This window comes from Levilactobacillus tangyuanensis, assembly GCF_003946545.1.
Lineage (GTDB): Bacteria > Bacillota > Bacilli > Lactobacillales > Lactobacillaceae > Levilactobacillus > Levilactobacillus tangyuanensis.
Genome location: NZ_RHOA01000003.1, coordinates 69699 through 96124 on the forward strand (window position 1 = coordinate 69699; position 26426 = coordinate 96124).

The window sequence follows — 26426 nt, forward strand, 5'->3', positions numbered from 1 at the left end:
AGGTATAGGAGGCGAGGATGTGCAGCGAATCAGCGATTGGTGGCGGCGATTACCGCGAATATGGCAGATAGGGATAGGGGTAGCGGTTGGCATGGCAGTTGTTTTAATGGGGTGGGGGTTGTTGACACCCCTTAAGGCCAGCCCGCCTGGCGTCGTACCAACGATGAGATCGAGCTCTGCGACTGGCAACAACCAGACTGGGGCACGCACCCCACTCAAGAGTGGAGAGTCGCATTCGGGAAGTGAGGTGAGCCATCCCACCCGGATTTTTGTCGATATCCAGGGAGCAGTTAACCATCCAGGGCTCTACCAGTTTACCAGTGAGATGCGAGTCGCTGATGCCTTAAAGGCGGCCGGCGGGCTGGTACCGCGAGCCGATCGCCGTCAGGTGAATTTGGCGGCGCGACTGACCGACCAGCAGCAATTATACTTGCCACTGAAGGGTGAAAAGGCTCCCGCGGCGGCGACTCAGACGACTGGCACGAAGACGACCAGTGAGAGTACCACAACGGTAGTTAATCTGAACTCGGCATCAGTCACGGAGCTTCAGCAGCTCACCGGTATTGGCGAGAAGAAGGCCGAAAAAATTGTGGCTTATCGAAACGATCACGGCTCTTTTCAATCCGTGAAGGACTTGGCCCAGGTGCCTGGCTTTGGTGATAAGACGGTGGCCAATCTAGCCGATCAGTTAACCACCTAGCGCGTGGTATACTAGCCAATAAAAATAAATGAAATGGGGTCATGACGGTGGCAGAGAAAAGAATTCCATGGGATCAATATTTTATGTTGCAGGCTTTGGTGATTTCGACGCGGAGCACCTGCAACCGTTTGTCAGTGGGCGCGACGCTGGTTCGTGACAAGCGGATCATCGCGGCCGGTTATAACGGATCGGTGTCCGGTGATGATCACTGTTTAGACGAAGGGTGTTATTTAGTTGATGGCCATTGTGTTCGGACGATTCATGCCGAAATGAATGCGGTCTTGCAATGTGCTAAGTTTGGCGAGGCGACTGATGGCGCTGAAATTTATGTGACGGACTTTCCATGTTTGCCATGTACCAAGATGCTGCTACAGGCGGGAATTAGGAAGATCAGTTATCTGCGGAATTATCATAACGATCCCTATGCGGAAAAATTAATTGCCCTTAAGCAGGTGGACTTACATCAAGTGTCCGTTGATCCCCAACTTTTAAACCAATTGAAGGCTGATTTGCCAACGGACGACTAGTGACGCTGGCGTGTTTCTTTCTAAGCCTAACGCTCGCGGCGATTAGTGTTTTGGCCGGTGGTCACCTTTGGGGCGGGCTGGTCCTCCTGCTGGTGGTGCTATTCCGCGTTTTGACCTTGAAGTCTCGCTTAGTTTTAATTGTGACCGTTATTGGTGGTGGCCTGTTTGGCGGTTGGCTTTGGGTCCATCAGGAACGATTGAGTCACCGTCAATTAGCTCTTGGCGTCAAACAGGTTCAGTCAATGAAAATTCGGGTACAACCGGATGCGATTGTTTTGAGAGGGACCGGGTATTATTTTGTGGGGCAGGATATGACCAGTCATGACTGGGTAACCGTTCATGGTCAATTACGATCGGCTAGTGAACAGATGAGTCTCCAAGCGGTCGACCGCCCGCAGACCTGGCAGGTAACGGGGGAAGTCACGGGCTTGTTGCCGGCCACTAATTTTAATCAATTTGATGCAGCGCGTTATTGGTTTCATCGAGGCATTGTGCGATCGGTAAAACTAACCGCGATAGATCGGCGACAAGCAAGCGTGCAGACGATCTGGCAACGATGGCCAGATACATGGCATCATTGGCGGGCCAGGCTCATCCATTACTGTGAGCGGCTTCCTAGCGCCTTATCCGTCTATGCGCTGGGACTATTTCCTGGCAGCAAGAGCAGCGCCTTTGTCGAGGAGATGCAGGGGATGAAGAGCCTAGGATTACTCCATTTATTTGCCATCTCCGGGCTCCATGTGGCCCTATTTCTAGGGGCCTTGGAATGGTTGGCCGTGCACGGTCGGCTGCCCCGAGAATGGTGGGAATGGGGACTTGTGGCGAGTCTACCAGGCTATCTAATCTTGGCGGGCAGTGGTAGCGGTGTTTTGCGGGCGTGCCTGATGCATGGGAGTCGATTAATGGGGAAGCGACTTGGCTTTCGTCTTGATCGGTTAACCAGTTGGTCGCTGGCGCTGGTCATTGGGTTAGTCGTCAATCCAGGGTTGCTGTTTGAATTAGGTGGTCAGCTAAGCTATGGTTTGTCGCTTGGCCTAATTCTATGGGAACACGAATCACTTTTTTGGCGACAGTTAGGGCTTACCTTGCTAAGCCTGCCAGGGATTCTGACCGCTTTCTTTCAGTGGCATCTATTAACGGTGGTCGCAAACTGGCTGGTCGTCCCCTTATTTCCGACGGTTATTTTGCCACTGACGGTGGTGGGGACGGTTAGTTTTCCCTGGTTTCCACGGGTGAGTTGGGCCTGTAGTCGCCTGTTGGGTGGTTTTGACAGCCTCCTACGGTTAGTTGGGCAACTGCCGGGTAATCTGCTCGTGGGGAAGCCCATCTGGTGGGTGGCCTGGTTGTGGGTCGTGCTGACCTGGCACCTGTTCAGCCGACCCGTCAAGGCACGAAAAATGTGGGTTGGCATTCTGATTGTGACCTATGCCGGAATGTTTGGCTGGAATCATTGGCCGCTGACGGGTGAGGTGGCGTACTTTGATGTTGGCCAGGGCGACAGTATTCTATTGCGTGAGCCCTTTAATCGCCGGGTGAGTTTAATTGATACTGGCGGACGATTAGCGTTTCCACAACCGTCATGGGCTAAACGGGTCCCAAAACGATATGGTGCAGAGACGACGTCGATTAATTATTTACATAGTCGGGGCATTCATCGGATAGATGACTTGTATCTGACCCATCATGATACCGACCATATTGGTGATTTGCCGGCCTTCTTAAACCAGATGCAAGTGACACGAATTCTGGTTCCTGCAGGAATGGAGCGAGAACCCAGCTGGCAGCGGGGGCTGAATCTACAGGGCGTCCAGTTATTGCCGATTAAAGTGGGGATGCCCCTGCCGGTGCTGGTTCGCCATCCGTATGAGTCGGCTCCCGCCGAAAATGGGAACTCCTTAGCGTTACAGACCCAGGCCGGCGGCTTGAACTTCTTGTTCATGGGCGACCTGGATCGGCCGGGAGAACAAAAGATGATGACGGCCGATTCCCAGTTGCAGACTGACGTGTTAAAATTAGGACATCACGGGAGTAAAACCGCATCGGCTCCAGCATTTATTCAACAGCTTCAGCCACGTCTGGCCATCATTTCTGCCGGTCGGGATAACCGTTATGGGCATCCCAATCCGGAGACGTTAACAACGTTGGCACAGGCTCATTTGCCCGCCCTGAGCACCCAAACCAGTGGGATGATTCGCTATGTTTATCGTGGCGAACGGGGGCAGTGGCAAACCAAACTTGGAGGGAGACCATAAGCGTGTCAATTACGGAACTTTTAAAAAGCCTACAGGATCAGAAATCACTAACGCCGGTTTATCTTATCTTAGGACAGGCGGACTATTTACAACGACGGATTAAAGCGGGTCTAAAGCAATTGGTTCCAGCAGAGGAACAAACCATGAACTTTGCCAGTTACGATATGGACACGGTTCCCTTAGCAGTCGCCTTGGATGATGCTATGGCGGCACCGTTTTTTGGTGAACGCCGGGTGGTCTGTATTGATAATCCACAATTTTTAACTGGAGAGACGAAAAAGCAAAAGGTCACGCATGATATCGATAGTTTGCAGAAATATCTAGAATCGCCGATGCCCAGCACGATTTTGACTTTCTTTGCCCCATATGACAAATTAGATGGTCGAAAAAAAGTGGTTAAACAATTGAAGAAGATTGCGACGACCATCGACTTAGGAAAATTCAATGAACGGGACACACGCCAGTTTATTCAGTCACGACTCAAGGCGGATGGCTATACCCTGGCGGAAGCAGCACTCAATGAGCTCATTCAAAGGACGGATGCCGATCTGACCTTGATGATGAGTGAGTTGCCAAAACTTGAGCTCTTTTCGTTACCGGATAAAGAGATTAAGTTGATCGCGGTTCAGGGGTTGGTGACGCAGACCCTGACACAAAATGTTTTTGACCTGGTCAATAAGGTTCTAGCAAAGGATACGGCCGGCGCCGTGACCCTGTATCGTGAGCTGCTTCAGGCAAAAGAGGAGCCACTCAAGATTAATGCGATTCTTCAAGGCCAGTTCAGACTGCTAATCCAGACTAAGGTCTTGGCCAAGCAGGGCTATAGTCAGGGAAAGCTGGCCAGCATCCTAAAGGTTCATCCTTATCGAATCAAGCTAGCCTTACAATCACAACGTCGGTTCCAGCTAACGGATCTTAATCGAGCTTACCTCGGGCTCTTTAGGGTCGAGAAACAAATGAAATCAACGCCACTCGACCCAGAAATGCTATTCTCACTCTTCATGACACAATTCGCCGGACAAACCGTTCGGGCTTAATCGTAACCAAAAAGGGCGTCAACCATATTGGTTGACGCCCTGAATGTATCATCTAATCGTTTGATTAATTGATTATTTTGCTAAACGTGCAGCCATCCGTGACTTGTCACGAGATGCCTTGTTCCGCTTGATTAAGCCCTTTGAAGCAGCCTTGTCAACGGCAGCACTAGCTTGGCGGTATAATTCTTCCGCGTTGTCAGCACCGGCAGTCTTAGCAGCTTCGAAACGCTTAACAGCAGTCCGCATCGTGCTTAATTGTGCGGAGTTCCGTTCGTTAGCCTTAACGTTAGTCTTGGCACGTTCGATAGCAGATTTGATAATTGGCATGAAAATTTCACCTCCGAATGAGAAATCCTGGTACCGGAAATCTTAATTTCAACGTATGTAATTATACAGAACGAAAAGACTGAATGCAATACTTTTGGCAGATAAATGTAAAGTAATTTTACTTGATAGGCGGTTTGCTAAAAATCCTTGCTATTCGAGGCGAACTTCAGTATGATAGATAACTGTGCTAAGCACAAACCTCTCACTTAGTTCGCTCGCCGGCCACCGACGACTTACTCAGTTTGAGGCACTTATATTGAAGGGTGGTACATTTACCATGGCTATTAGTCAAGCAAAGAAAAACGAAATCATCAACCAATACGCACGTCACGAAGGCGACACCGGTTCTACCGAAGTCCAAGTTGCTGTATTGACTGCTGATATCAACGAAATCAACAACCACATGAAGATTCACCGGAAAGACTTCCATTCACAACGTGGTTTGATGAAGAAGATTGGTCACCGTCGTAACCTTTTGGCTTACTTACGGAAGACTGACGTTCAACGTTACCGTGAATTAATCAAGAGCTTGGGCCTTCGTCGTTAATCGACTGCCTTGCTCGAACCCATTCTCATTGGAGGGTGGGTTTTTTTGTGTCAAAATTTTTTTGCCAACGGGCTTTTATCTGCCTGATTATACTCGATGCGATAGGAAAATCTTAAAGGGTGGCTCACAAATAAATGTGGGCCACCCTTTATTTCTTGATTTTCCATACGTGAGAGACGGCCGTTTTGCCTTGGTGTGATGTATGGGGAAGTGTGGATGACGACCCTCTGCGATGCCGGTGAGAGCTGTCTAGCCACGAGTAACTGAGGGCATTTAGTGGTCGCAAGACTTTGTAGATTGACTGAATAACGGCAATAGAGTCAACAATGGTTTTAAAAGTGAGCCAAATGGGGTACACTAAAGAAAGCTTGATCACGGACGACTGGGGCTTTTTTTAAGCTCTGAAGATTCTTTCGACGAATAAACTAGTCGAAAAATAAATTGAAACTATCGAAGATACTTGAGGTGAACTTATGAGTGCAAATATTAAAATCATTCCGTTTGGCGGTGTCCGCGAAAACGGGAAGAACTTGTACGCTGTAGATATTAACGGCGGTATTTATATTTTAGATTGTGGGTTGAAGTACCCTGAAAACGAATTATTAGGGATTGACGTGGTTATTCCAGATTGGTCCTACTTACGGGAAAATAAAGAGCGAATTGTTGCGGTCTTCTTGACCCATGGGCATGCCGATGCAATCGGCGCCTTGCCTTACTTCCTCAGCGAATTTAAGGTTCCTGTGTTTGGGTCGGAAATGACCATTGCACTGGCCAAGCTGGGTGTTCAGTCAGAAGATAAATTGAAGAATTACGACGATTTCCATGTCGTCGATGAAAAGACTGAAATTGACTTTGGTGACGTGACCGTTTCTTTCTTCTCAACAACCCATTCGATTCCAGAATCACTTGGGATTGATTTGAAGACCGACGAAGGCCAGATCATTTACACCGGGGACTTCAAGTTCGATCAAACGGCAAAGCCTGGGTATCAAACCGATTATGCGCGTTTAGGCGCCATTGGTCAGGCAGGCGTCCTGGCCTTGCTTGGGGACTCGGCAAATGCTGAGAATCCAACCATGAACGCTTCTGAGCAAGCGATTGCCGAGTCAATTGAGGAGACCTTCCACTATCAAGAAGGTCGTGTGGTCGTTGCCTGTGTGGCTTCCAACATCTTACGGATTCAACAGGTATTTGATGCCGCTGCAGAGACTGGCCGGAAGGTTTGTTTGACCGGGCAAGACCTGGAAAAGATTGTCAATACGGCGATGAAGTTGGGCAAGCTACAATTTGACGATGACCTTTTGGTGACGCCAGAACAACTTGATAGCCTGGCACCTAACCAGATTGTGATCTTACAAACGGGTAAGATGGGTGAACCCATTAAGGCTATTCAACGAATGGCTAACAAACAGGAAAAAACCATTAATATTCAAAAAGGTGACTTGGTTTACATTACCACGACGCCTTCACACGCCATGGACACGACCGTTGCTCAGACACGGGATATGATTTACCGTGCTGGTGGTGAGGTTAAGGCCATTTCTGATGAGATGAATTCATCGGGTCACGCCTACAAGCGCGACTTGCAATTGATGTTGAATCTCTTAAAGCCCCAATACTTGATTCCTATTCAAGGGGAGTATCGCCTACTGAATGCTCATGCTCAGGCGGCAATGGAATTAGGCATTCCGGCTGACCATATCTTTATCTTGGCTAAGGGCGATGTCTTAACCTATGCTAACGGGCAAATGGGCCTGGGTGATGGTATTGACGTCAGTGACACCATGATTGATGGTATCGGCGTTGGTGATATCGGTAATATTGTCTTGCGGGATCGGAAGGTCTTGGCAGATGATGGGATCTTCATTGCCGTTGTGACGATTGATCGTAAGAAGAAACAGATTGTCGCAGAGCCTAAGATTACGTCTCGTGGCTTCGTTTACGTGAAGGCTAATAAGGACTTGATGCAAGAGAGTGCCCAAATTATCCGTAAGGCCGTTCAAAATAACTTGGATAACAAGGAATTTGACTGGGGCCACTTGAAACAGGATGTGCGGGAACATTTGAGCCATTATCTCTTTGACCAAACGCATCGGCGTCCAGTGATCTTGCCAGTTATCATGGAAGTGAACCAGCATCATCGTCGGACCACGCCTAAGGGTAAGGGCAAAGATGATAAGGAAGCGACACCAGCTAAGGAGTCCAAGGCTAAGGAAAGTAAGGCTGCTAACAAACCAGCCAACAAACCAAGTCACAAGGCTCATCGTAACCGTAAACATCATCGGCCAGAAAAGGCTGAAACAACCGACCAAAAGAAATAATTTCATGGACCGAGAGCCGATTAGGCCGTCGGTCCATTTTGATCCCTGCAATCAGCGAGGAACATAAGGAGGAAATTGACGTGCAAGAACAACCAGATAAGTTCATGGACCAAGCGGCCTTTAAAAAAGCCGTCAGCGCCTTTGAGAGTGAGCATTATTCAGAGGCCAGCGCCGCCTTTGAGGCCTTATATCAGGAGCAGCAGGTGACGAGTCTCAATCATTATCTGGTGGCGAGCCTCTATCATGACCAGCAGTTTTTGGCGGCCGAACAGTATGCGGCGGAAACGGATGCCAGTTACCTGAGTTCCCAGCGGTTATTTGAATTGCGGTTACAGGTGGCCTTGGCGAATCAACAGTTTATCTTTGCTCGTGAGTTTGTGAATCTTCCGGCAGTCAAATCGTGGCGTGCCAAGGGACTTGCAGAGATTGCCGCTGAGGAGCAAGTGACACGGCAATCGTTGGCCGCTAAGCAACGGGTAATTGCCAAACAATTTTCTCATTTGGGGGATGTATCGTTTGGTGAACAGCGACGACGCTATGAGCGAGCAAAGCAGCTTCCACTTAAGGAATTCATGCAGGGACTCAGATTCTTATTGGTTGATCCGTTCCTACACCCATTGATGAAAGCGACCTTACTGGAAGAACTTATGCGGTTGCGGGTCGCGGATACGGTCCAGCTAACCTGGATTGATGGGACAACGGCCAGCGTGGCCACGAATGACTTGGAACCGGTGGGAAAGAGCCAAGCCGCCCAGACTATTCAACGGTATCTTCAGGTTGAATTGGGGCAGCAGGATCCGGTCAAGGCGGCTGGGCTGCAACAGACCGTGACACTGCAACTGATGATGTTGTATCCTTACATTGATCGCGTGATCACAAGTCCCTTAGCCTGGATTCAAAATCTAGCAGGGCGACCACTTGATCCAGAGGTCACCAGTGGCGAATTAAAAGCGATTTGCGACTGGCAGCGACGATTGGAAGGGCTGATTGCCGATTTATTAGGGCAAATGGGGCCGGAAAGTGCTGAAAATCCCGAAAAACCGTAAATTCATTGATTTTTTAGTTTACAAATAATTCTTCAGCATATATACTGGTCAAGGATTCTTTTTTGAGAGGGCTCCAGCTTTCCCTTTCCGAAAAGAAGTAGTATAATTTTACGCAAAGGGTAGTTAGTTTTCTTACGATGACTAGTTATCCTTGCGATAAAATACAGGAGGGTTTCATTAATGGCTGAAAAAGAACATTATGAAAGAACTAAACCCCATGTAAATATTGGTACTATTGGCCATATTGACCATGGGAAAACGACGTTAACTGCTGCAATCACTAAGGTACTTGCTAGCAAAGGTTTAGCAAAGGCCGAAGATTACGCTGATATTGATGCAGCTCCAGAAGAACGTGAACGTGGTATCACGATCAACACTGCCCACGTTGAATACGAAACTGAGAAGCGTCACTATGCGCATATCGATGCCCCAGGACATGCTGACTACATCAAGAACATGATCACCGGTGCTGCCCAAATGGACGGTGCTATCTTGGTTGTTGCCGCAACTGATGGTCCTATGCCTCAAACTCGTGAACACATTTTGCTTGCTCGCCAAGTTGGTGTTGACTACATCGTTGTCTTCTTAAACAAGACCGACTTAGTTGATGATGACGAATTGGTTGACTTAGTTGAAATGGAAGTCCGTGAGTTGCTTTCAGAATACGATTACCCTGGTGATGACATTCCTGTTATCCGCGGTTCTGCTTTGAAGGCTCTTGAAGGCGACGAAGAACAAGAAAAGGTTATCCTTCACTTGATGGATGTTGTTGATGATTACATCCCAACGCCAGAACGTGAAAACGACAAGCCTTTCTTGATGCCAGTTGAAGACGTCTTCACGATCACTGGTCGTGGGACTGTTGCTTCTGGTCGTATCGACCGTGGGGAAGTCAAGGTTGGTGACGAAGTTGAAGTTGTTGGTTTACATGACGACGTACTGAAGACGACTGTTACTGGTCTTGAAATGTTCCGTAAGACGCTTGACCTTGGTGAAGCTGGGGACAACATCGGTGCCTTACTTCGTGGTATTAACCGTGAACAAGTTGTTCGTGGCCAAGTACTTGCAAAGCCAGGTTCGATCCAAACCCACAAGAAGTTCAAGGGTGAAGTCTACATCTTGAGCAAAGAAGAAGGTGGCCGTCATACGCCATTCTTCTCAAACTACCGTCCACAATTCTACTTCCACACCACTGATATCACTGGTGTTATTGAATTGCCTGATGGCGTTGAAATGGTTATGCCTGGTGACAACGTGACGTTCACTGTTGAACTGATCCAACCAGCTGCCATTGAAAAGGGTACTAAGTTTACTGTCCGTGAAGGTGGCCACACTGTTGGTGCCGGTACTGTTACGGTAATCGACGACTAATTAACTCGATTAATTAGTTGTACCTTAAAGAGGGACCGAGAAGCTATGCTTCTTGGTCCTTTTTTGTTGGCCTGACATTGTCAGTAAAAGAAGATGGTTGGGTCAACCGTAATCTGACGAGAACGTTGCGGTCAGATTGAACGTGAATTTATGGGACGGAATTACGGGAAACCGCGCCATTCACGGCATTTCAGCAAAAATCATTTTACAATTTTGGCCGTATAAGGTACACTAATACAGTATGCAATTGCTAGAATTGTAAATAGTAATATCTTTCATTTCGGAGGGAAAACAATGACTGCAAAGTGGGAAAAACAGGAAGGCAACAAAGGCGAATTAACCTTTGAAATTGCCCCTGAACAAATCAGTGAAGGTTTAGACAAAGCCTTCCAACGGACTAAAAAGAACTTATCTGTACCAGGTTTCCGTAAGGGCCGGGTACCTCGCCAAATCTTTAACCGGATGTACGGCGAAGAAGCATTGTACGAAGATGCTTTAAACATTGTTTTACCAGATGCTTATGATGCAGCTATCAAGGAAACGAACATCAAGCCAGTTGACCAACCACAAGTCGACGTTTCTTCTATGGACAAGGGCAAGCCTTGGGTATTGAAGGCCGTTGTTACGGTTGAACCAGAAGTTAAGCTTGGTGAATACAAGGGCTTGAGCGTTACTAAGCAAAACACCCGCGTTTACCAAAAGGACATTGACGCTGAATTAGAAAAGCAACGTCAACAACAAGCTGAATTGGTTCTTAAGGAAGACGAACCAGCAGCTAAGGGCGATACGGTTGTTATCGACTTTGAAGGTTACGTTGATGGCAAGCCATTTGAAGGCGGCCAAGCTGACAACTACTCCCTTGAATTAGGGTCTAACTCCTTCATTCCTGGCTTTGAAGACCAATTAGTTGGTCACAAGGCTGGCGAAGACGTTGAAGTTAAGGTAACCTTCCCTAAGGATTACCAAGCCGAAGACTTACGTGACAAGGAAGCAACCTTCAAGGTTACCCTGCACGAAGTTAAGGAAAAGCAATTACCAGAATTGGACGATGAATTTGCCAAGGACGTTGACGAAGAAGTTGACAGCTTAGACGAATTAAAGGCCAAGACTAAAGACCGTTTGAAGGAAGAAAAGGTTTCCGGTTCCCGTGAAGCCATCGAAGACGAAGCAGTTAGTGAAGCCACTGACAACGCTGAAATCGGCGAAATTCCTGCAACCATGATCGAAGCCGACATCAACCGTCAAGTCGAACAATACCTTGCTAACATGCAACAACAAGGGATTGAACCAAAGATGTACTACCAATTGACTGGGACTACCCAAGATGATTTGCGGAAGCAATTCGCTGACGGTGCTGAAAAGCGCGTTAAGACGAACATGGTTCTGGAAGCCGTTGTTGAAGCTGAAAAGATTGAACCAACGGAAGACGAAATCAACGCAGAAATCAAGGACTTAGCTAGCCAATACGGTATGGAAGAAAGTGCTGTTCGCAGTGCCCTTTCAGACGACATGTTGAAGCATGACATCACAGTTAAGCACGCCGTTGACTTGATTGCCGATTCTGCTAAGCAAGACAAGAAGAAAGATGCTGACGACAAGGACTAATTCCAAGTTGAATGAATCTGAAACCGGGATGACAGTCAGTTGTCCCGGTTTTCTTTTTGGCTAGTCTAGAGAAATAGTCAACGAGGCCAATTGATTTTCTAAAAGCGTCAGTTGTGGTATAGTACACGATTGACAGGGAAATCGGTTAGTTTGCCGCGCTTACTGACTAGATTATAGGCAAACTAATCCGATTTTTTAAGCCGAATGAGAAAGGGTGAGTTTATTGTTCGAAAACACCGAAACTGATGGCACAGTAACCTGCTCGTTCTGTGGTAAAACACAAGATCAAGTTCAGAAGATCGTTGCTGGCCCAGGTGTTTACATCTGTAATGAATGTATTGACCTATGTAAAGAAATCGTTGATGAAGAGTTTAACCAAGACAATGCCCAGGAGACTTTGGAAGTGCCTAAGCCTGCCGACATCGTTAACACGTTAGACGACTATGTCATCGGTCAGACTGAAGCCAAGCGAACGCTTTCTGTGGCGGTTTATAACCACTACAAACGAGTTAACGAAATGGCCAAGGCCGACGCCGAAGACGGTCCCGAATTACAGAAGAGTAACATCGCTGTCATTGGGCCTACCGGTTCTGGGAAGACTTACTTGGCTCAAAGCCTTGCTAAAATCTTGAATGTGCCATTTGCGATTGCGGATGCCACGACCTTAACCGAAGCCGGCTATGTGGGTGAAGACGTTGAAAATATCCTTTTGAAGTTGCTGCAAAACGCCGATTACGACGTTGACCGGGCTGAGAAGGGGATTATCTATATTGATGAAATCGATAAGATTGCCAAGAAGGCAGAAAACGTTTCGATTACGCGGGACGTTTCCGGCGAAGGGGTACAACAAGCTCTTTTGAAGATCTTGGAAGGGACAATTGCCAACGTTCCACCTCAGGGTGGACGGAAGCATCCCCAACAGGAATTTATTCAAATTGATACGACGAACATCCTGTTCATCGTTGGTGGGGCCTTTGATGGGATTGATGGTATCGTTAAACGGCGTTTGGGTGACCAAACGATTGGTTTCGGTGCCGACTCCAAGGAACAAGATGTCTTGGCATCTGGCGATAGCCTGATGCAACACATCATTCCCGAAGACCTCTTACAATTTGGTTTGATTCCAGAATTCATTGGTCGGTTACCTATCTTAACTGCCCTTGAAAAGCTCGATGAAAACGACCTGGTTCGGATCTTAACTGAACCTAAGAACGCGCTGGTTAAGCAGTACGTGAAGTTGCTGTCGTTGGATGGGGTCGACCTACAGTTCCAGCCTGATGCATTACGCGAAATGGCTAAGCTGGCGATTTCACGCAACACCGGGGCTCGTGGGTTGCGCTCGATCATCGAAGACGTTATGCGGGACATTATGTTTGACCTGCCAAGTCGTGACGACGTGGACAAGGTCATTGTGACCGCTAAGACTGTGACGGATCATGCGGAACCAGAATTGGTTCTAAAGGACCAGAAGGCTTCATAAAAAGTTTCCTATAATCAACAAAAAAGATCGGCGTGAGCCGATCTTTTTTTATGGGGTGAAGGCGTGTCGCGAGTGGCTTTAGCATCTCGGGTGAAAAATGATCCCCGGATTTTTGGCTTTTCTGTGTTAGAATGATGAAAGATATTTTGGAGAGGATGACACGAACGAATGGAAGTCAATCATGTTGAATTAGTGATGAGTGCGGTTGATCCCGCCCAGTACCCAACGACGGGGTACCCAGAGATTGCCTTTGTTGGGCGGTCAAACGTTGGGAAGTCGTCCTTGACCAACGTTTTAATCAATCGGCATTCCTATGCGCGGACATCTAGTCAGCCCGGGAAGACCCAGACGTTGAACTTTTATAACGTCGAGGATCAGCTGTATTTTGTGGACGTGCCCGGATACGGCTATGCGAAGGTGTCTAAGGCGGAACGTGAAAAGTGGGGCCAGATGATCGAAACCTATTTAACGCAACGTGAGCAGCTGCGTGGGGTCGTTTCGTTGGTCGATGCTCGTCACGCGCCAACCGAAGCAGATGTTCAAATGTATCAATGGCTGGCTTACTATGATTTGCCAACGTTGATCGTTGCCACCAAGGGTGATAAGGTCGCCCGAGGTAAGTGGAACCAAACCATGAGTCAGATCAAGAAGACCATGGATTTGCCTAATACGGACAACATCGTGGTCTTCTCAGCACCCAAGAAGATTGGGAATGACCAGGTTTGGGATTGGATTGAACAACAGGCTTTCGGGGGGCAAGAATAGTGGAATTTAATGATTATCAAAAGGCGGCAAACCGGACCTTATACGGCAATGAACAAGTCTTAACCAATTGTGCTTTGGGGCTGGCCGGTGAAACGGGTCAGGTCGTTGACCTCGTTAAGCGCTACACGTTCCACGGCCAAGACTTGGACCATGAAGCGATTGTTAAGGAAATGGGCGACGTGCTCTGGTACCTGAGCCAAATTGCCCAATGGGCCGACATTGACTTTGATGAAATTGCTCAAGACAACATCAAACGTTTGAATGCCCGTTACCCAGATGGCTATCAACCTAATCATTAATAAAAAAAAGCTTGGCGCAATTGCGCCAAGTTTTTTTAGTCATTCTTTTTGGATGCGTGTTTTGATTTGTCATCATCGATGAGGCCCTTGGAACGTTTGTTATCCTTGTGAGCGTCATCGCGCTTGAGAAACTTGTCACGCTTAACATCGGTGGGGTCCATTTCGGCAAATTTACCAAACATGGAATCCAGGTCGTCTTGCCGTTTAACCTTTAAAGCCAATTCAGCCACCTCCTTGCCATTTCCAGTAATCATAGCAGAATTTTTGGCATTTGTCATGGATTGGTCAAGTCTCGAGGGGTGGGAGTGAATTGCTTGCACCAAACACGCATTCGGCCTATACTTTATAGGCTAATTAACGATTTGAACAGGAGGGATTGTCCGTGGCATCAGAATATTTAGAACATAAATTGGCGTTGTTACCGGGACTGCCCGGTTGTTACCTGATGAAAAACATTAACAGTCAGATTATTTATGTGGGTAAGGCCAAGAATTTAAAGAACCGGGTGCGTTCCTACTTCAAGAGTAGCCATACCGGTAAGACCGCTCAACTGGTGAGTGAAATCGTCGACTTTGAGACGATTATTACCACGACGGACAAGGAAGCCTTCTTGCTAGAAATCACGCTAATTCAGAAGCATCAACCGTATTTCAATATTAAGCTTAAGCGGGGGACCGGTTATCCCTACATCAAGATAACCAAGGAGCGCGACCCCCAAATCCTTTTAGTCAGTGATATTCGTAAGGACGGGGCCTATTATTTTGGCCCTTACCCGAATGTCTACGCCGCCGAGGAGACGATTCACTTTATCCAGAAGGTTTATCCTTTGCGCCGGTGTACCGGCTTTCAAGGCCGGCCGTGCTTGTATTATCATATGGGCCAATGCCTGGGGGCCTGTTTTAAAGAGGTTCCCGAGGAAGATTACGAGCGGCAGATTACGAAGATTAAGTCGTTTCTAAATGGAAACGTGGGTCGTGCCGAGAAGGAACTGACGACCCGGATGGAAAAGGCCGCGGCAACGATGGAATTCGAACGGGCCGCCGATTTGCGCGATCAGATTCGTTACATCGAGGCCACCGTTGAAAAGCAAAAGATTATTTCCAACGACAGCACACCAAGAGACATCTTCAACTTTTATCTGGATAAGGGTTGGCTGTCGATTCAGGTCTTCTTTATTCGCCAGGCGCGGCTAATGAAGCGCGAGAAGCGACTCTTCCCGATTGTTAACACGGCGGAAGAAGAAATTGCCAGCTTTATTGTGCAGTTCTACCAGCGGAAGAATACGGTGTTACCACGAGAAATTCTGGTACCGGCCAGTGTGGATGGGGATGTCATCGAAGAGTTGTTGCATGTCCCGGTGCGGACACCACAACGGGGGACCAAACGGGACCTGTTGGAGATGGCCGGGAAGAATGCCCGACTAGTCCTCGAGGAGAAGTTCCGTCTGCTGGAGCTTGATGAAAGCAAGACAACGGGAGCCATGAAGGAAATCACCGACGCCCTGGGAATTCAGCCGGGGCATAAGATCGAAGCCTTTGACCACTCCCATATTCAAGGGGCTGACCTGGTTTCGGCAATGGTGGTGTTCGTTGATGGACAACCCAATAAGAAGTTATATCGTAAATATAAATTACGGACGGTGGATCATGCCGACGAAACAGCCAGTACCATCGAGGTCATACGGCGGCGCTATACGCGGCTTTTAAAGGAACATGCGGCCATGCCGGACCTCATTCTAATGGATGGGGGCGACATTCAAATGAATGCCGTCAAGGACGTCTTAGAGAACGAATTGGACCTCCATATTCCGGTTGCCGGGATGGTCAAGAATGACCACCATAAGACGGCGGATCTCCTATTTGGTGAGGACGATCACCATATTCATCTCGATCCTAAGAGCCAGGGGTTCTACCTGGTTCAACGGGTTCAAGATGAGGTCCACCGCTTTGCCATCACGTTCCACCGACAGGTCCATTCAAAGCATTCCCTAGGTTCCCGGCTCGACCGGATTTCTGGGGTTGGACCCAAGACACGCAACAAGTTATTGAAGAAGTTTGGGTCGATGAAGAAGATCGGCGATGCGAATCTGGAGGATCTTCAGGCTTTAGGAATCAGTAAGACGGTGGCGCAGACCATTCGCCTGAGCCTTCAGGCCGATCCGGCCGAGGTTAAGAGTCCTCGGACGCCAACGAACCTTTGACGTGCCGGGTCTTTGCCGGTATACTGTCAAACAGGAGTCTCAGCGCGAAGACGGGGATGACCGTCTTAGAAATCGAGGAAAATTAATATGTTTGTAGACCAAGTGAAAATTAATGTAAAGGCCGGGAATGGTGGTAACGGGATGGTTGCCTTCCGGCGTGAAAAATTCGTGCCCAACGGTGGCCCAGCCGGCGGTGACGGTGGCCGTGGTGGTGACATTGTCTTTGTCGTCGACGAAGGCCTACGGACCCTGATGGACTTCCGGTACCAACGGAAGTTCAAGGCCAAGAGCGGTGGCAACGGGGCAATTAAGTCCATGACCGGTCGTGGTGCCGATGACACGATTATCAAGGTTCCTCAAGGGACCACGGTGATGGATGATGAGAGTGGCCAGGTCATTGGTGATCTGGTGGACAATGGTGATTCTGTCATTGTAGCCCATGGTGGTCGTGGTGGCCGGGGGAATATTCATTTTGCTTCCCCAAAGAATCCCGCTCCCGAAATCGCTGAAAACGGTGAACCCGGTGAGGAAAAAGAGATTCGGCTAGAGCTAAAGGTCTTGGCCGACGTTGGGCTGGTAGGCTTCCCTTCAGTTGGGAAGTCGACGCTGTTGTCCACGGTGACGAGTGCTAAGCCTAAGATTGCCGAATATCACTTTACCACGTTGGTTCCCAACCTGGGGATGGTGCGGTTACCCGATGGTCAAGACTTTGTGATGGCCGATTTACCTGGGCTGATCGAAGGGGCCGCCACCGGTGTTGGACTGGGCTTCCAGTTCTTACGGCACGTTGAACGGACGCGGGTTATCCTGCATCTGATCGACATGAGTGGTGTTGAGGGCCGCGATCCTTATGATGACTTTGAAAAGATCAACCATGAGTTGGCAACCTATGATCCAGATATCTTGAAGCGGCCCCAGATTGTGGTTGCCAACAAGATGGACATGCCGGATTCGGCAGACAACCTGGCGAAGTTTAAGGAAGATCTGAAGCAAGACCAATTGCTAGCAGAAGAACCAGAAATCTTTGCGATTTCGGCTTTGACGCACGATGGCCTAACGCCATTAATGCAACGGACTGCTGAAGTGTTGTCTGCAACACCTAAGTTCCCAGTCAAGCAAGAAGAAGTTTCCACGGAGGCCTCCTATGAATTTAAGGAAGCCCCAGCCTTCACGATTGATCGTGATCAGGATGGGACCTGGGTTCTTGGTGGCGAAAAGCTCGAGAAGTTGTTTAAGATGACGGACATCAATCATGATGAAAGTCTCTTACGGTTTGCTCGGCAAATGCGGGGACTCGGCGTCGATGACGGCTTGCGTAAGCAGGGCGCCAAGAACGGGGATTCCGTTCAAATTGATGACTTTGTCTTTGAATATTTAGCCTAACTAAAAAAAACGACGATGACCGCGGTCATCGTCGTTTTGTGTTTAAAGCGTTAATTTTAACCAGCCAGTGGGATTAACCACTTGTTGATGCTTGCTGTCGAAGGCCGCAGCAAAGGCAATCTTGATCGTCTTAAAGTTGGGCTTCGTCTTCTCATTGGCCAACCCGGTGGCGAAGGTGTTTAGCTTGCCATTAGCTGGGATGGTCTTGCCGGCGCTGGCATCACTAAGTTGGCCGGCGGCGTTCAAGTCATGGTCGGCGCTTAACCGGATGGTCTTGATACCATCGGTGGTCAACGCCTGATTTCCGCTATTAGAAATGGTAAACTTAACCTGAATCGTGTAATAGGGGCTCTTGATCGAGGATAAATTGAGGGCCGAAGCGGCCATTCGCTTGGCAGCGGCCGTTTCGGCGGTGTTCTTGATTAACCGAACGGTTGTTACCTTGTAGGTGAGTTTGCCACTCTTGATGGTGGTCTTAGGGTGACTGACGCTGGCTAATTGTAGCCGGGTGCCGACCTTGTCAAAGGTATACTGGCCCGTCTTCTTGAGGTTACCGGACTTAACGTACTCGGCACTCTTGGTGGCCGAAGTTTTTGGCTTATAGGTCTGGGCTTCCTTCTTGGAAGATGACCCGGTGACGGCTGCGTCCGGTTCCGGTGCCTTATAGCTACTACTGGTTTTGCTGGAACTATTCTTGAAGCTGGCGGTGCTCTTAGCGGCATTGTCTCCGCAGGCCGTTAAACCCAGAGTCAAGAGACTAATTCCCGCGAGAACCATTACTTTTGAAAAACGCATGAAAATAAACTCCTTTCAGCCAAACAAAATTTGATGGGGGACCAAACGATAGCCATAGAGGCGTTGCGGTGGGCTTCCAGCGATGAAGAGGTTAGCGTGACCGCTTACTTGTTGCACGCGGGCCCGAAACTGGTCGAGCGTTAACGGTGTCTGACCGTCAGTCGAGAGCTGGAGCTGACCGGGTTGTACCTGAAGATCCGTAATCGGCAATTGCTGACCGGCATGCTCCCAGAATAGTTTTAGACTGGGATGCAGGTCAATGGTTGAGAGATTGAAGTCGGTTAGTTGCATAGTGGGACTCCCCCGAATTGAACTTGTTTCTAGGTCAAGTATACCTAATTTTTTCGTGGAACCCTAATGATATTTTGACCAAAACGATCAAACGGGGGAAAAGTTGCGCTTTACGCAGAAATCCCCTAAAATAGTGAACGGACTTTAATTATAGAATAGGATCGAAAAAATATGGAAATTGAATTTTTAGGGACGGGCGCTGGCTCTCCCGGAAAGTTTCGCAATGTGACCAGTACGGCGTTGCGTTTGCTTGACGAACGTAACTCGGTTTGGTTGTTCGACGTTGGTGAAGCAACGCAGCATCAAATCTTACGAACCACATTAAAACCACGAAAGATTGATAAAATTTTTATTACCCACTTACATGGTGACCATATTTTTGGGTTGCCCGGTTTGTTAAGTAGTCGTTCGTTTCAGGGCGGCAATGAACCACTGACGATATACGGACCAAAGGGAATCCGCAACTTTGTGGAGGTCAGCCTACGGGTGTCCGAGACAAAGCTTTCCTATAAGATTCATTATCAAGAGTTGAGTACTGACGGCATGATTTTCGAAGACCAAAAATTCCGGGTCTACGCGCAACACTTAGATCATCGGATTGAATGTTTTGGATACCGCATTGTTGAGAAGGACCATCCGGGTGAGTTGCAGGTTGACCAGTTACGGGCCGACCAAGTTCCCTCTGGCCCCATCTATGGCGATTTGAAGGCTGGGAAGACGGTAACGTTACCGGATGGCCGGCAAATCAATGGCCAGGATTACTTAGGGCCTGCTCAACCAGGGCGGATTGTCGCCATTCTTGGTGATACCCGACAGACACCGAATGCCGAACGACTGGTGAAGGATGCCGATGTCTTGGTTCACGAGAGTACCTTTGCCAAGGGTGAAAGTAAGCTGGCGCATTCCTACTACCATTCTACCAACATTCAGGCGGCGGAATTGGCCAAGCGGATGCACGTGAAGATGTTGTTGCTGAACCACATCTCGGCCCGTTATACCGGGAAGATGGCGGTTGAGCTCCAGCAGCAAGCCCGTGATGTCTTTAAGAATACGCGGGTTGTGAAGGACTTTGATGAGGTTACCGTGCCATTTCAGAAGTCACCAGCCCAGGAGGCTAAATCATGAAAAATCAATGGCGGATCGTCGTCACCATTCTGTTAATTATTGTTGTGGCTATCTTTGCTATTCTTAATGTGGAAAGCGTGCCGGTTTCCTTTGGCTTTACGACCGTCCGCTGGCCGCTAATTCTATTGCTACTGGTCTCCATTTTGATTGGTGCCGTCTTGGTCCTGTTGTTCTCGGCCATTACCAGCGTCCAACGGAATCGGGCCTATAAAGAATTAGAACAAACGACCGACACCAAGATTGCCAACCTGACGGATGAGAATGACCGGTTAAAGATGCGGTTGCAAAATTCTTCGAGCAAGCAGGCTAACGGTCAGCAAACGAAGCAAATTGAGTCATTACAAAGTGAAGTTGCCAGTTTGAAAGAGCAATTGGCCGCTAAATAGGCAACAAGCGTGGAGTGGTGTGGTGAGCACCACTCTTTCAAGTTAGAAAGGATGTTTTGCTGGTGATTACGCCACAGTACCGTTGGCAGATTAAGAATGTCGATCAGCCGAGTTCCGCGGCTCAAGAATTGGCAACGGCGGAAAGTATTTCGCCGTTGGTGGCTCAGATCCTGTGGAATCGCGGTTATCAGTCCCAATCCGCCGCACATGAGTTCTTAAACCCAGGGCCAGAGCAGCTTCATGACCCAAACTTACTGCATGACATGCAGAAGGGGATTGAACGAATTGAACAGGCGATTGGGGATGACCAACAGATCACGATCTATGGTGATTATGATGCGGATGGGGTCACCAGTACGGCCATTCTCTACGAGACATTGAATGAGATGGGTGCCAAGGTGAACTACTATATTCCTAATCGATTCACCGACGGTTATGGTCCGAATACGGCGGCCTTTAAGCGACTCATCGAAGCGGGGACGCAATTGTTTGTCACCGTTGACAATGGGGTGGCCGGCAACGAGGCCATTGCGGCGGCTAATGAGGCCGGCGTGGATGTCGTCGTGACCGATCACCATGAGTTACCGGCAGAATTACCGGCGGCATATGCGATTATCCACCCCCGATATCCGGGTGCCGAATATCCATTCGGTGGGCTTTCCGGGGCTGGGGTGGCCTTCAAGGTGGCTCAGGCGATTCGAGAAGAGATTCCCCAGGATGTCCTTGATTTGGCCGCCATTGGTACCGTGGCCGATTTGGTACCACTCGTCGATGAGAATCGCGTGCTGGTTCATTTTGGCCTCCAACTCTTACAACAGGACGAACGGCCAGGCTTACAGGCGCTGATGAAGGGGGCCGGACTGAATCCGGCAGAGTTGACCGAACAATCGATTGGCTTCGGCATCGCCCCACGGTTGAATGCCCTTGGCCGCTTGGACGATGCCAGTCCTGCAGTTGAGCTATTGACGACCCTGGACGATACCCAGGCCGAAGCACTGGCGTCAACGACGGAACAGAAGAACCGGCAACGCCAGGATCTGGTCAAGTCGATTAGTACGAGTGCCCTTGAGCAGGCCCAGGATGCCGATCACCTGGATCGGCCGGCCTTGGTCATTAGTGGTCATGACTGGCACGAAGGGGTCTTAGGCATTGTCGCCAGCAAGGTGGTCGAAGCAACTGGGAAGCCAACGTTGGTCTTAAATGTGAACGATGACGGTCGGGCCAAAGGGTCTGGCCGCAGTGTGCCGGCCTTTAACCTATTTACGGCCTTAGACGGCCATCGTGACCTGATGACGGCGTTTGGGGGACATCACATGGCTGTCGGACTAACGGTCCCAAGCGACCAGCTAGGTCCCTTAGCGGACGCCTTAGATCAAGAGGCGGCGACGCAGAAGCTGACCGAGAGTGGTCCCAGCGAATTGACGGTGGCCGCAACCTTGAAGGTTGACCAGGTCACGACGAGCCTGTATCAGGAGCTGGCCAAATTGGCGCCCTTTGGGACGGACAATGACCAGCCACTGTTTGCCTTTGAAACGGCTAATGTGACCCAGGTAAAGGCCATCGGCAAGGATCACACCCACCTGAAGTTTCAATTGCAGGAGGGAACTCACCAGCTTAATGCCATTCAATTTGGGGCTGGGGCTGCGGCTGCGGTGGTGGCACTCAATGACGCCAATAGTCAGACGGCCGTGGTCGGTGCGATTGAGGACAACGTGTGGCAAGGTCGTCACACCTTACAATTGATGGTGAAAGACCTGAAGGTAAGTTTGCCACCGGTGGTGGATGCTAGAACAAAACAGCTCTCAGCGGGGTTATTTCAAGCACCAGGGACCTATTTATTCTTCCATCGCAATATCTATCAGCAATTAGTTAAACAGCTACCAGCGAGCGCTCAGGCGGTTCTATACGATGGTCGTCAATTGACCGAACAAACTGGTGGGACGCTGTTCTTGGTCGATTGTCCAGATGCGACAACTGATTTGGAACAGGTTCTTAATCAATTACAACCGCAACAGGTGACGGCTTACCTTTATAAAAAGGAAAGTCTTGAGCAATTAGGGATGCCAACCCGCGAACAATATGCTAAACTATTTAAGTTCGTTGAATCCCATCAACAGGTTGATGTGGGGCATCAATTGGCGGAATTGGTCAAATTTTTGCAGATTCCGCGAACCCAGTTGGTATTCATGATTCAAGTCTTCTTTGAATGTGGTTTTGTGACAATCGATCATGGTATGATGAATGGCGTGGCCCATCCTGAACATCGAGATTTGGCCACGGCACCGAGTTACCAACTTCGGCAACAACAGATGCAAACTGAAAAAGATCTATTACTCTGTTCAAGCGCTGACTTATTGCAGCGTCTCCATGCCCCATTGAACTAAAATAAAGGAGCTACACATTCTTATGGCAACTGATTTTACGAAGTTTATTGCAAGCGTTCCGGACTATCCTGAAAAGGGCATCATGTTCCGGGATATTTCCCCATTGATGGCAGACGGTAAGGCCTTTCATGCCGCTACCGATGAAATTGTGGCCTATGCGAAGGATAAGGGCGTTGAAATGGTCGTTGGACCAGAAGCCCGGGGCTTCATCGTTGGTTGCCCGGTTGCCTACGAAATGGGCATCGGGTTTGCTCCTGCCCGTAAGCAAGGGAAGTTGCCTCGCGAAACGGTCAAGGCAACCTATGACTTGGAATACGGTCAATCCGCCTTGTACATGCATAAGGACGCTATCAAGCCAGGCCAACGGGTTCTGGTGACCGACGACCTTCTGGCTACCGGTGGGACCATTCAAGCAACGATTCAATTGGTCGAGGATCTTGGTGGTATCGTTGTTGGGACGGCCTTCCTAATCGAATTGGCTGACCTGCACGGCCGCGACAAGCTTAAGGGTTACGATATCTTTACTTTAATGGATTACTAAAAATGAGTTGACGGCGATTTCCCAGAGATGGGAGGTCGTCTTTTTTTTGACAAAAAAATCGCCAGAGCTGCGTGGCAGCCACTGGCGATCTTGCGTTATTTTAAAATTTATTCGGTAATTGAACCATGCCGTTGAATCAGCACGCCGGTCGCGGTTAGGGCAACGGCACAGGCCGCCATGATCGCGAGGACCAGGACCCATGACTGAGTGAAGCCGTGAATGAACCCAAAGACCAGTGGGCCAAATGCGGCCAAGAGGTAGCCGGCCGATTGGGCCATTCCGGATACCGCGGCTGTTTGATAGGGATTGGTGGTCTTCTCTGTGAAGAAGAGAATGGCCAGATTAAAGGCAGCACCGGAACCAAAGCCGATGACTAACGCAGTGATGGTCAGGATGACCAGTGATTGCGTGTGGATGATGAGTGATAATGGCGCAATCACGTAGCCCAGGCTCATGATGCCCAGGAGGATGGTGACGCCGTGGCGCTGGCCATAAAGCAGTGGCACCATGAAGGATAATGGCAGGCCGCTGAGCTGTAGTAACGTGAGTAGATTACTGGCGGCGATGGTTGAAACACCATGGGTGGTGAGAATCGCCGGCAACCAGGTGATGATGGCGTAGTAGACCAACGACTGTAACCCGAAGAACAGGGTGATTAACCAGCCTTGACGCTGCGTCCACACACTGTGATAGTGGGGGCGCTCAATCGGATGATCAGGGTCGGTGTCGCGTTGGTTGGCCCGCAAGTTTGGGACCCAGGCCACTAACGCCACGATGCTGATGGTGGCCAGTAGACCTTGGGTCACGCCAAATGACGTGTGTGAGATAAGCAGGCCGGCCACGGCGGTCCCGATGGCGCCGACCAGTAACATGGATAAGGTGTACAGGCTCATGCCCAACCGCAATTGCGTGGGCATGTGGTCCTTGATGAGGGCGGGGACCAGGACATTCCCGCTGTCGATCCCAATACCGACGAGGAAGGTTCCCAGAAATAGGGCCAGTGTCGTGGGAATAATCCGCACGTAGGAACCGATGACCAGGAGCGTAAAGAGCCCAAATACCGTGAGCTCGTTGCCCCATCGTTGGGCAATCTTCACGATGATGGGTGAGCAGATGGCAAAGGTCACCAGCGGGATGGACGTGATTAGACCGGCCATGCTGCTGGGTAACCCGAGGTCGCGCTCGATGGCGGGCAACAGGGGTGGAATAATGGTGATGGGTAGTCGGAGATTGGCAGCAATGAGCATCATGCCGATCAGGAACCACCGTCGCTTTGAATCTGACAAAATTGTTTCCTCCTACTTATTATGATTTGTTTCTGTGAAATTCTAGTATTTATAGTTTCAAAATTAGAGATTAAATGCTTCACCTCGGAATCGAACCTAGGCGAGTCACCAGACTGAAGCTATTGGCTGATACTGTCGACAATGATATCCGACCTAAGTGTTTTTCCATTAAGTTTCACAGTTTTCGTCAGACCACTACCTTTGATAGTGACTTTGTCACCAACTGAAATATGATGTGTGTGCAGCTTTTCCGTTTCAACTTCAGTTACGGTGCCAAGGGTATAATCCCCATTATTGAGAATAACATAATCTATGGTACGGTCATTGGGTTTGTGTTGGATATAAGAAACATTTCCTGTGGTTTTGATATCTTTGCCATTATAATGTTCAGGATCATTAATGAAAGAATCTAAGGAGACACGTTTATAACGAGAACGATAGCTTGGCTTGGTAGAAGAGTAGACGGCATTTGCGGCCTTATCCCTTGAGCTTTGTTTAGAAAGGTAACTGGATGTTTTAGACTCTTCAATGGAGTGTCTTTTACTTACAGAACTTTTCTTTGATTCGGAAATTGAGGTGCTTTTATTAGATGCTTTTCTGTCTTTGCTACTTATCGAAGAAGCATACTTTAAATATGTGGTGGAATAGTTAGTAACAAGAATACTGTCATCGTAAGCTTTCTTTGAATCGGCCTGAACTTTAATAGTGACTACGCTACTCTTTTGTTTATCTCCTAGTTTGATTAGGAAAGAGAAGTGGCCTTTGGAACTAGCCTTGGTTTTCCCAGAACGTATTTGTTTTGATTTATCGAATTTATAATTAACATGAGCGTTTGGATTGGTTTCACCCGTGACAGTATAAAATCCTGAATCATCTGTAGCAATTTCAGCAAGATGTGTCCCGTCAATGGAAAGTTTGGTGGTTGCTTTAGGTTTGTTTGAACCACAGCCAGTTAATATACTTAGTAACAATAGGATACTGAGTATGGAACTCATTGCTTTTTTGTGCATGATAAATTCTCCCCGCTTATTATGTACGGCTTTTTACGTCATCAGTTTTGGACGGTAAAACTAGTTTTGCAGGATTATCCAAGGAAGAGTGTAAAGGAATAAGGAACGTGCAACAAAATCATCATGAGGATAATTGTTCAGAATGTACACGATTATTTCAAGATTTTCCACGAATTGAACCAAAGATAGTTTTTTAAGTCTAAGTGATATGGCTTTAATATTGCGTAATTAACGCAGGATAAGGACAAGTTTCTTCAGGATTAGAGGATTAGCTAGTATGTTTGCGAGGCCCATAGTTTATGTAATCAATGTTATTTAAGAAATTTTCGTAAATTATCATTGAGGAGAGTTGAACTTGATTACTGGTTATAGTCTTCTTCAGAAGGATCTTTCTTGAGATGGTTTAGTGCGTGTAAGTAAGAAAAACATTTCAAGTGTGAGGACTTGAATGAATATATATTTAGGCATTAGGATGCATACTAAAAATCAATAAAAAATCCTGATAGATGTTGTTCTATCAGGATAAATCTGAAGCTAATCTATCATTATTTTTAGAAATTAAGGAGAGTACAGGATTTGAACCTGCGCGCCGGTATTAGCCGGTTCGACGGATTTCGAGTCCGTTGCATTACCACTCTGCCAACTCTCCAAGTGACTACTAATATATTTTACCAATAATGACACTAAATGCAAGGAGAGTTTGATGAAATTACTTATAATCATTTGAACCTACTTACAAAAAAGGTGG

24 protein-coding genes and 1 tRNA gene are annotated in these 26426 nt (G+C 48.3%); 18 read left to right on the forward strand and 7 right to left on the reverse strand.

Annotated features, from left to right (window positions below; all coding sequences use genetic code 11):
* Window positions 1-91 precede the first annotated feature (91 nt).
* Genes EKM96_RS03565 through holA form a run of 4 tightly spaced genes read left to right on the forward strand, consistent with a single transcriptional unit; the run spans window position 92 to window position 4516 of the window.
* Window positions 92-700 (forward strand): ComEA family DNA-binding protein, encoded by a 609-nt coding sequence (locus EKM96_RS03565; RefSeq protein ID WP_125639842.1) that lies wholly within the window; start codon window positions 92-94, stop codon window positions 698-700.
* A 47-nt stretch (window positions 701-747) separates the two neighbouring features.
* Window positions 748-1227 carry a ComE operon protein 2 gene (locus tag EKM96_RS03570; protein ID WP_125639845.1) on the forward strand — a complete coding sequence of 160 codons (480 nt, stop codon included), beginning with the start codon at window positions 748-750 and terminating at the stop codon, window positions 1225-1227.
* Window positions 1227-3479, forward strand: coding sequence for a DNA internalization-related competence protein ComEC/Rec2 (locus tag EKM96_RS03575; RefSeq protein ID WP_225417581.1), 2253 nt, complete (start codon window positions 1227-1229; stop codon window positions 3477-3479). Before EKM96_RS03570 ends, EKM96_RS03575 begins: the two co-directional genes overlap by 1 nt.
* A 2-nt stretch (window positions 3480-3481) precedes the next feature.
* Window positions 3482-4516 carry a DNA polymerase III subunit delta gene (holA, locus tag EKM96_RS03580; RefSeq protein WP_125639848.1) on the forward strand — a complete coding sequence of 345 codons (1035 nt, stop codon included), beginning with the start codon at window positions 3482-3484 and terminating at the stop codon, window positions 4514-4516.
* 72 nt (window positions 4517-4588) lie between these two features.
* On the opposite strand, the gene rpsT is transcribed toward holA, so the two are convergent.
* On the reverse strand, window positions 4589-4843 hold the full coding sequence (rpsT, locus tag EKM96_RS03585) for a 30S ribosomal protein S20 (protein WP_061775920.1): 255 nt from the start codon (window positions 4841-4843) through the stop codon (window positions 4589-4591).
* Window positions 4844-5120: 277 nt separating this feature from the next.
* Between rpsT and rpsO the strand changes: the two genes are divergently transcribed.
* From rpsO to EKM96_RS03625, 8 genes are all read left to right on the forward strand, one after another.
* Window positions 5121-5390, forward strand: coding sequence for a 30S ribosomal protein S15 (gene rpsO / locus EKM96_RS03590; protein ID WP_061775921.1), 270 nt, complete (start codon window positions 5121-5123; stop codon window positions 5388-5390).
* 473 nt (window positions 5391-5863) lie between these two features.
* Window positions 5864-7711: a ribonuclease J gene (locus tag EKM96_RS03595; protein WP_125639851.1), complete on the forward strand. Its 1848-nt coding sequence runs from the start codon at window positions 5864-5866 to the stop codon at window positions 7709-7711.
* 80 nt (window positions 7712-7791) lie between these two features.
* Complete coding sequence (locus EKM96_RS03600) at window positions 7792-8757, forward strand: hypothetical protein (RefSeq protein WP_225417582.1); 966 nt, start codon at window positions 7792-7794, stop codon at window positions 8755-8757.
* A gap of 180 nt (window positions 8758-8937) precedes the next feature.
* On the forward strand, window positions 8938-10128 hold the full coding sequence (gene tuf, locus EKM96_RS03605; RefSeq protein ID WP_125639854.1) for an elongation factor Tu: 1191 nt from the start codon (window positions 8938-8940) through the stop codon (window positions 10126-10128).
* Between the two features lie 294 nt (window positions 10129-10422).
* Window positions 10423-11733 carry a trigger factor gene (gene tig / locus EKM96_RS03610; protein ID WP_125639857.1) on the forward strand — a complete coding sequence of 437 codons (1311 nt, stop codon included), beginning with the start codon at window positions 10423-10425 and terminating at the stop codon, window positions 11731-11733.
* 223 nt (window positions 11734-11956) lie between these two features.
* Window positions 11957-13213: an ATP-dependent Clp protease ATP-binding subunit ClpX gene (clpX, locus tag EKM96_RS03615; protein ID WP_125640337.1), complete on the forward strand. Its 1257-nt coding sequence runs from the start codon at window positions 11957-11959 to the stop codon at window positions 13211-13213.
* Window positions 13214-13381: 168 nt separating this feature from the next.
* Window positions 13382-13978 carry a ribosome biogenesis GTP-binding protein YihA/YsxC gene (gene yihA / locus EKM96_RS03620; RefSeq protein WP_125639860.1) on the forward strand — a complete coding sequence of 199 codons (597 nt, stop codon included), beginning with the start codon at window positions 13382-13384 and terminating at the stop codon, window positions 13976-13978.
* Window positions 13978-14277 (forward strand): nucleoside triphosphate pyrophosphohydrolase family protein, encoded by a 300-nt coding sequence (locus tag EKM96_RS03625; protein ID WP_061775927.1) that lies wholly within the window; start codon window positions 13978-13980, stop codon window positions 14275-14277. Before yihA ends, EKM96_RS03625 begins: the two co-directional genes overlap by 1 nt.
* 35 nt (window positions 14278-14312) lie before the next feature.
* On the opposite strand, the gene EKM96_RS03630 is transcribed toward EKM96_RS03625, so the two are convergent.
* Entirely contained in the window at window positions 14313-14498 is a 186-nt protein-coding gene (locus EKM96_RS03630) for an SPJ_0845 family protein (protein ID WP_125640340.1), read from the reverse strand.
* Between the two features lie 161 nt (window positions 14499-14659).
* Here EKM96_RS03630 and uvrC point away from each other — a divergent pair, with 161 nt between their 5' ends.
* A complete protein-coding gene (gene uvrC / locus EKM96_RS03635) occupies window positions 14660-16477 on the forward strand; it encodes an excinuclease ABC subunit UvrC (protein ID WP_125639863.1) in 1818 nt (605 codons plus the stop codon).
* Between the two features lie 87 nt (window positions 16478-16564).
* Entirely contained in the window at window positions 16565-17860 is a 1296-nt protein-coding gene (obgE, locus tag EKM96_RS03640; RefSeq protein ID WP_125639865.1) for a GTPase ObgE, read from the forward strand.
* 42 nt (window positions 17861-17902) lie between these two features.
* Here obgE and EKM96_RS03645 read toward each other — a convergent pair whose 3' ends face one another.
* Together EKM96_RS03645 and EKM96_RS03650 are read right to left on the reverse strand one after the other, a co-directional pair.
* Window positions 17903-18655, reverse strand: a complete 753-nt coding sequence (locus EKM96_RS03645; RefSeq protein ID WP_125639868.1) for a hypothetical protein — start codon at window positions 18653-18655, stop codon at window positions 17903-17905.
* A gap of 15 nt (window positions 18656-18670) precedes the next feature.
* Window positions 18671-18946 (reverse strand): hypothetical protein, encoded by a 276-nt coding sequence (locus EKM96_RS03650; RefSeq protein ID WP_125639871.1) that lies wholly within the window; start codon window positions 18944-18946, stop codon window positions 18671-18673.
* Window positions 18947-19117: 171 nt separating this feature from the next.
* Between EKM96_RS03650 and rnz the strand changes: the two genes are divergently transcribed.
* From rnz to EKM96_RS03670, 4 genes are all read left to right on the forward strand, one after another.
* Window positions 19118-20071: a ribonuclease Z gene (rnz, locus tag EKM96_RS03655; RefSeq protein WP_125639873.1), complete on the forward strand. Its 954-nt coding sequence runs from the start codon at window positions 19118-19120 to the stop codon at window positions 20069-20071.
* The gene (locus tag EKM96_RS03660) at window positions 20068-20457 is read left to right on the forward strand and encodes a LapA family protein (RefSeq protein WP_125639876.1); all 390 of its coding nucleotides are present in this window, start codon (window positions 20068-20070) and stop codon (window positions 20455-20457) included. Before rnz ends, EKM96_RS03660 begins: the two co-directional genes overlap by 4 nt.
* A 62-nt stretch (window positions 20458-20519) precedes the next feature.
* On the forward strand, window positions 20520-22841 hold the full coding sequence (recJ, locus tag EKM96_RS03665) for a single-stranded-DNA-specific exonuclease RecJ (protein WP_125639879.1): 2322 nt from the start codon (window positions 20520-20522) through the stop codon (window positions 22839-22841).
* Window positions 22842-22863: 22 nt separating this feature from the next.
* Window positions 22864-23382 carry an adenine phosphoribosyltransferase gene (locus tag EKM96_RS03670; protein WP_125639882.1) on the forward strand — a complete coding sequence of 173 codons (519 nt, stop codon included), beginning with the start codon at window positions 22864-22866 and terminating at the stop codon, window positions 23380-23382.
* Window positions 23383-23489: 107 nt separating this feature from the next.
* On the opposite strand, the gene EKM96_RS03675 is transcribed toward EKM96_RS03670, so the two are convergent.
* The 3 genes from EKM96_RS03675 to EKM96_RS03685 all read right to left on the reverse strand — a co-directional run bounded on the left by EKM96_RS03675 (window position 23490) and on the right by EKM96_RS03685 (window position 26327).
* Window positions 23490-24668, reverse strand: a complete 1179-nt coding sequence (locus EKM96_RS03675) for a CynX/NimT family MFS transporter (protein WP_225417583.1) — start codon at window positions 24666-24668, stop codon at window positions 23490-23492.
* Window positions 24669-24787: 119 nt separating this feature from the next.
* Window positions 24788-25678 carry a hypothetical protein gene (locus tag EKM96_RS03680; RefSeq protein ID WP_125639885.1) on the reverse strand — a complete coding sequence of 297 codons (891 nt, stop codon included), beginning with the start codon at window positions 25676-25678 and terminating at the stop codon, window positions 24788-24790.
* A gap of 561 nt (window positions 25679-26239) precedes the next feature.
* Window positions 26240-26327, reverse strand: a tRNA-Ser gene (locus tag EKM96_RS03685).
* Between the last annotated feature and the right edge of the window lie 99 nt (window positions 26328-26426).

What these genes read in the sequence shown, in the direction of transcription:
- EKM96_RS03650 (WP_125639871.1), bottom strand. Translation starts at nt 18,946, where the DNA reads ATGCAACTAACCGACTTCAATCTCTCAACCATTGACCTGCATCCCAGT.
- tuf (WP_125639854.1), top strand. Translation starts at nt 8,938, where the DNA reads ATGGCTGAAAAAGAACATTATGAAAGAACTAAACCCCATGTAAATATT.
- yihA (WP_125639860.1), top strand. Translation starts at nt 13,382, where the DNA reads ATGGAAGTCAATCATGTTGAATTAGTGATGAGTGCGGTTGATCCCGCC.
- rpsO (WP_061775921.1), top strand. Translation starts at nt 5,121, where the DNA reads ATGGCTATTAGTCAAGCAAAGAAAAACGAAATCATCAACCAATACGCA.
- obgE (WP_125639865.1), top strand. Translation starts at nt 16,565, where the DNA reads ATGTTTGTAGACCAAGTGAAAATTAATGTAAAGGCCGGGAATGGTGGT.
- rnz (WP_125639873.1), top strand. Translation starts at nt 19,118, where the DNA reads ATGGAAATTGAATTTTTAGGGACGGGCGCTGGCTCTCCCGGAAAGTTT.
- EKM96_RS03595 (WP_125639851.1), top strand. Translation starts at nt 5,864, where the DNA reads ATGAGTGCAAATATTAAAATCATTCCGTTTGGCGGTGTCCGCGAAAAC.
- EKM96_RS03660 (WP_125639876.1), top strand. Translation starts at nt 20,068, where the DNA reads ATGAAAAATCAATGGCGGATCGTCGTCACCATTCTGTTAATTATTGTT.
- EKM96_RS03670 (WP_125639882.1), top strand. Translation starts at nt 22,864, where the DNA reads ATGGCAACTGATTTTACGAAGTTTATTGCAAGCGTTCCGGACTATCCT.
- tig (WP_125639857.1), top strand. Translation starts at nt 10,423, where the DNA reads ATGACTGCAAAGTGGGAAAAACAGGAAGGCAACAAAGGCGAATTAACC.
- EKM96_RS03645 (WP_125639868.1), bottom strand. Translation starts at nt 18,655, where the DNA reads ATGCGTTTTTCAAAAGTAATGGTTCTCGCGGGAATTAGTCTCTTGACT.
- rpsT (WP_061775920.1), bottom strand. Translation starts at nt 4,843, where the DNA reads ATGCCAATTATCAAATCTGCTATCGAACGTGCCAAGACTAACGTTAAG.
- EKM96_RS03565 (WP_125639842.1), top strand. Translation starts at nt 92, where the DNA reads ATGGCAGTTGTTTTAATGGGGTGGGGGTTGTTGACACCCCTTAAGGCC.
- EKM96_RS03680 (WP_125639885.1), bottom strand. Translation starts at nt 25,678, where the DNA reads ATGCACAAAAAAGCAATGAGTTCCATACTCAGTATCCTATTGTTACTA.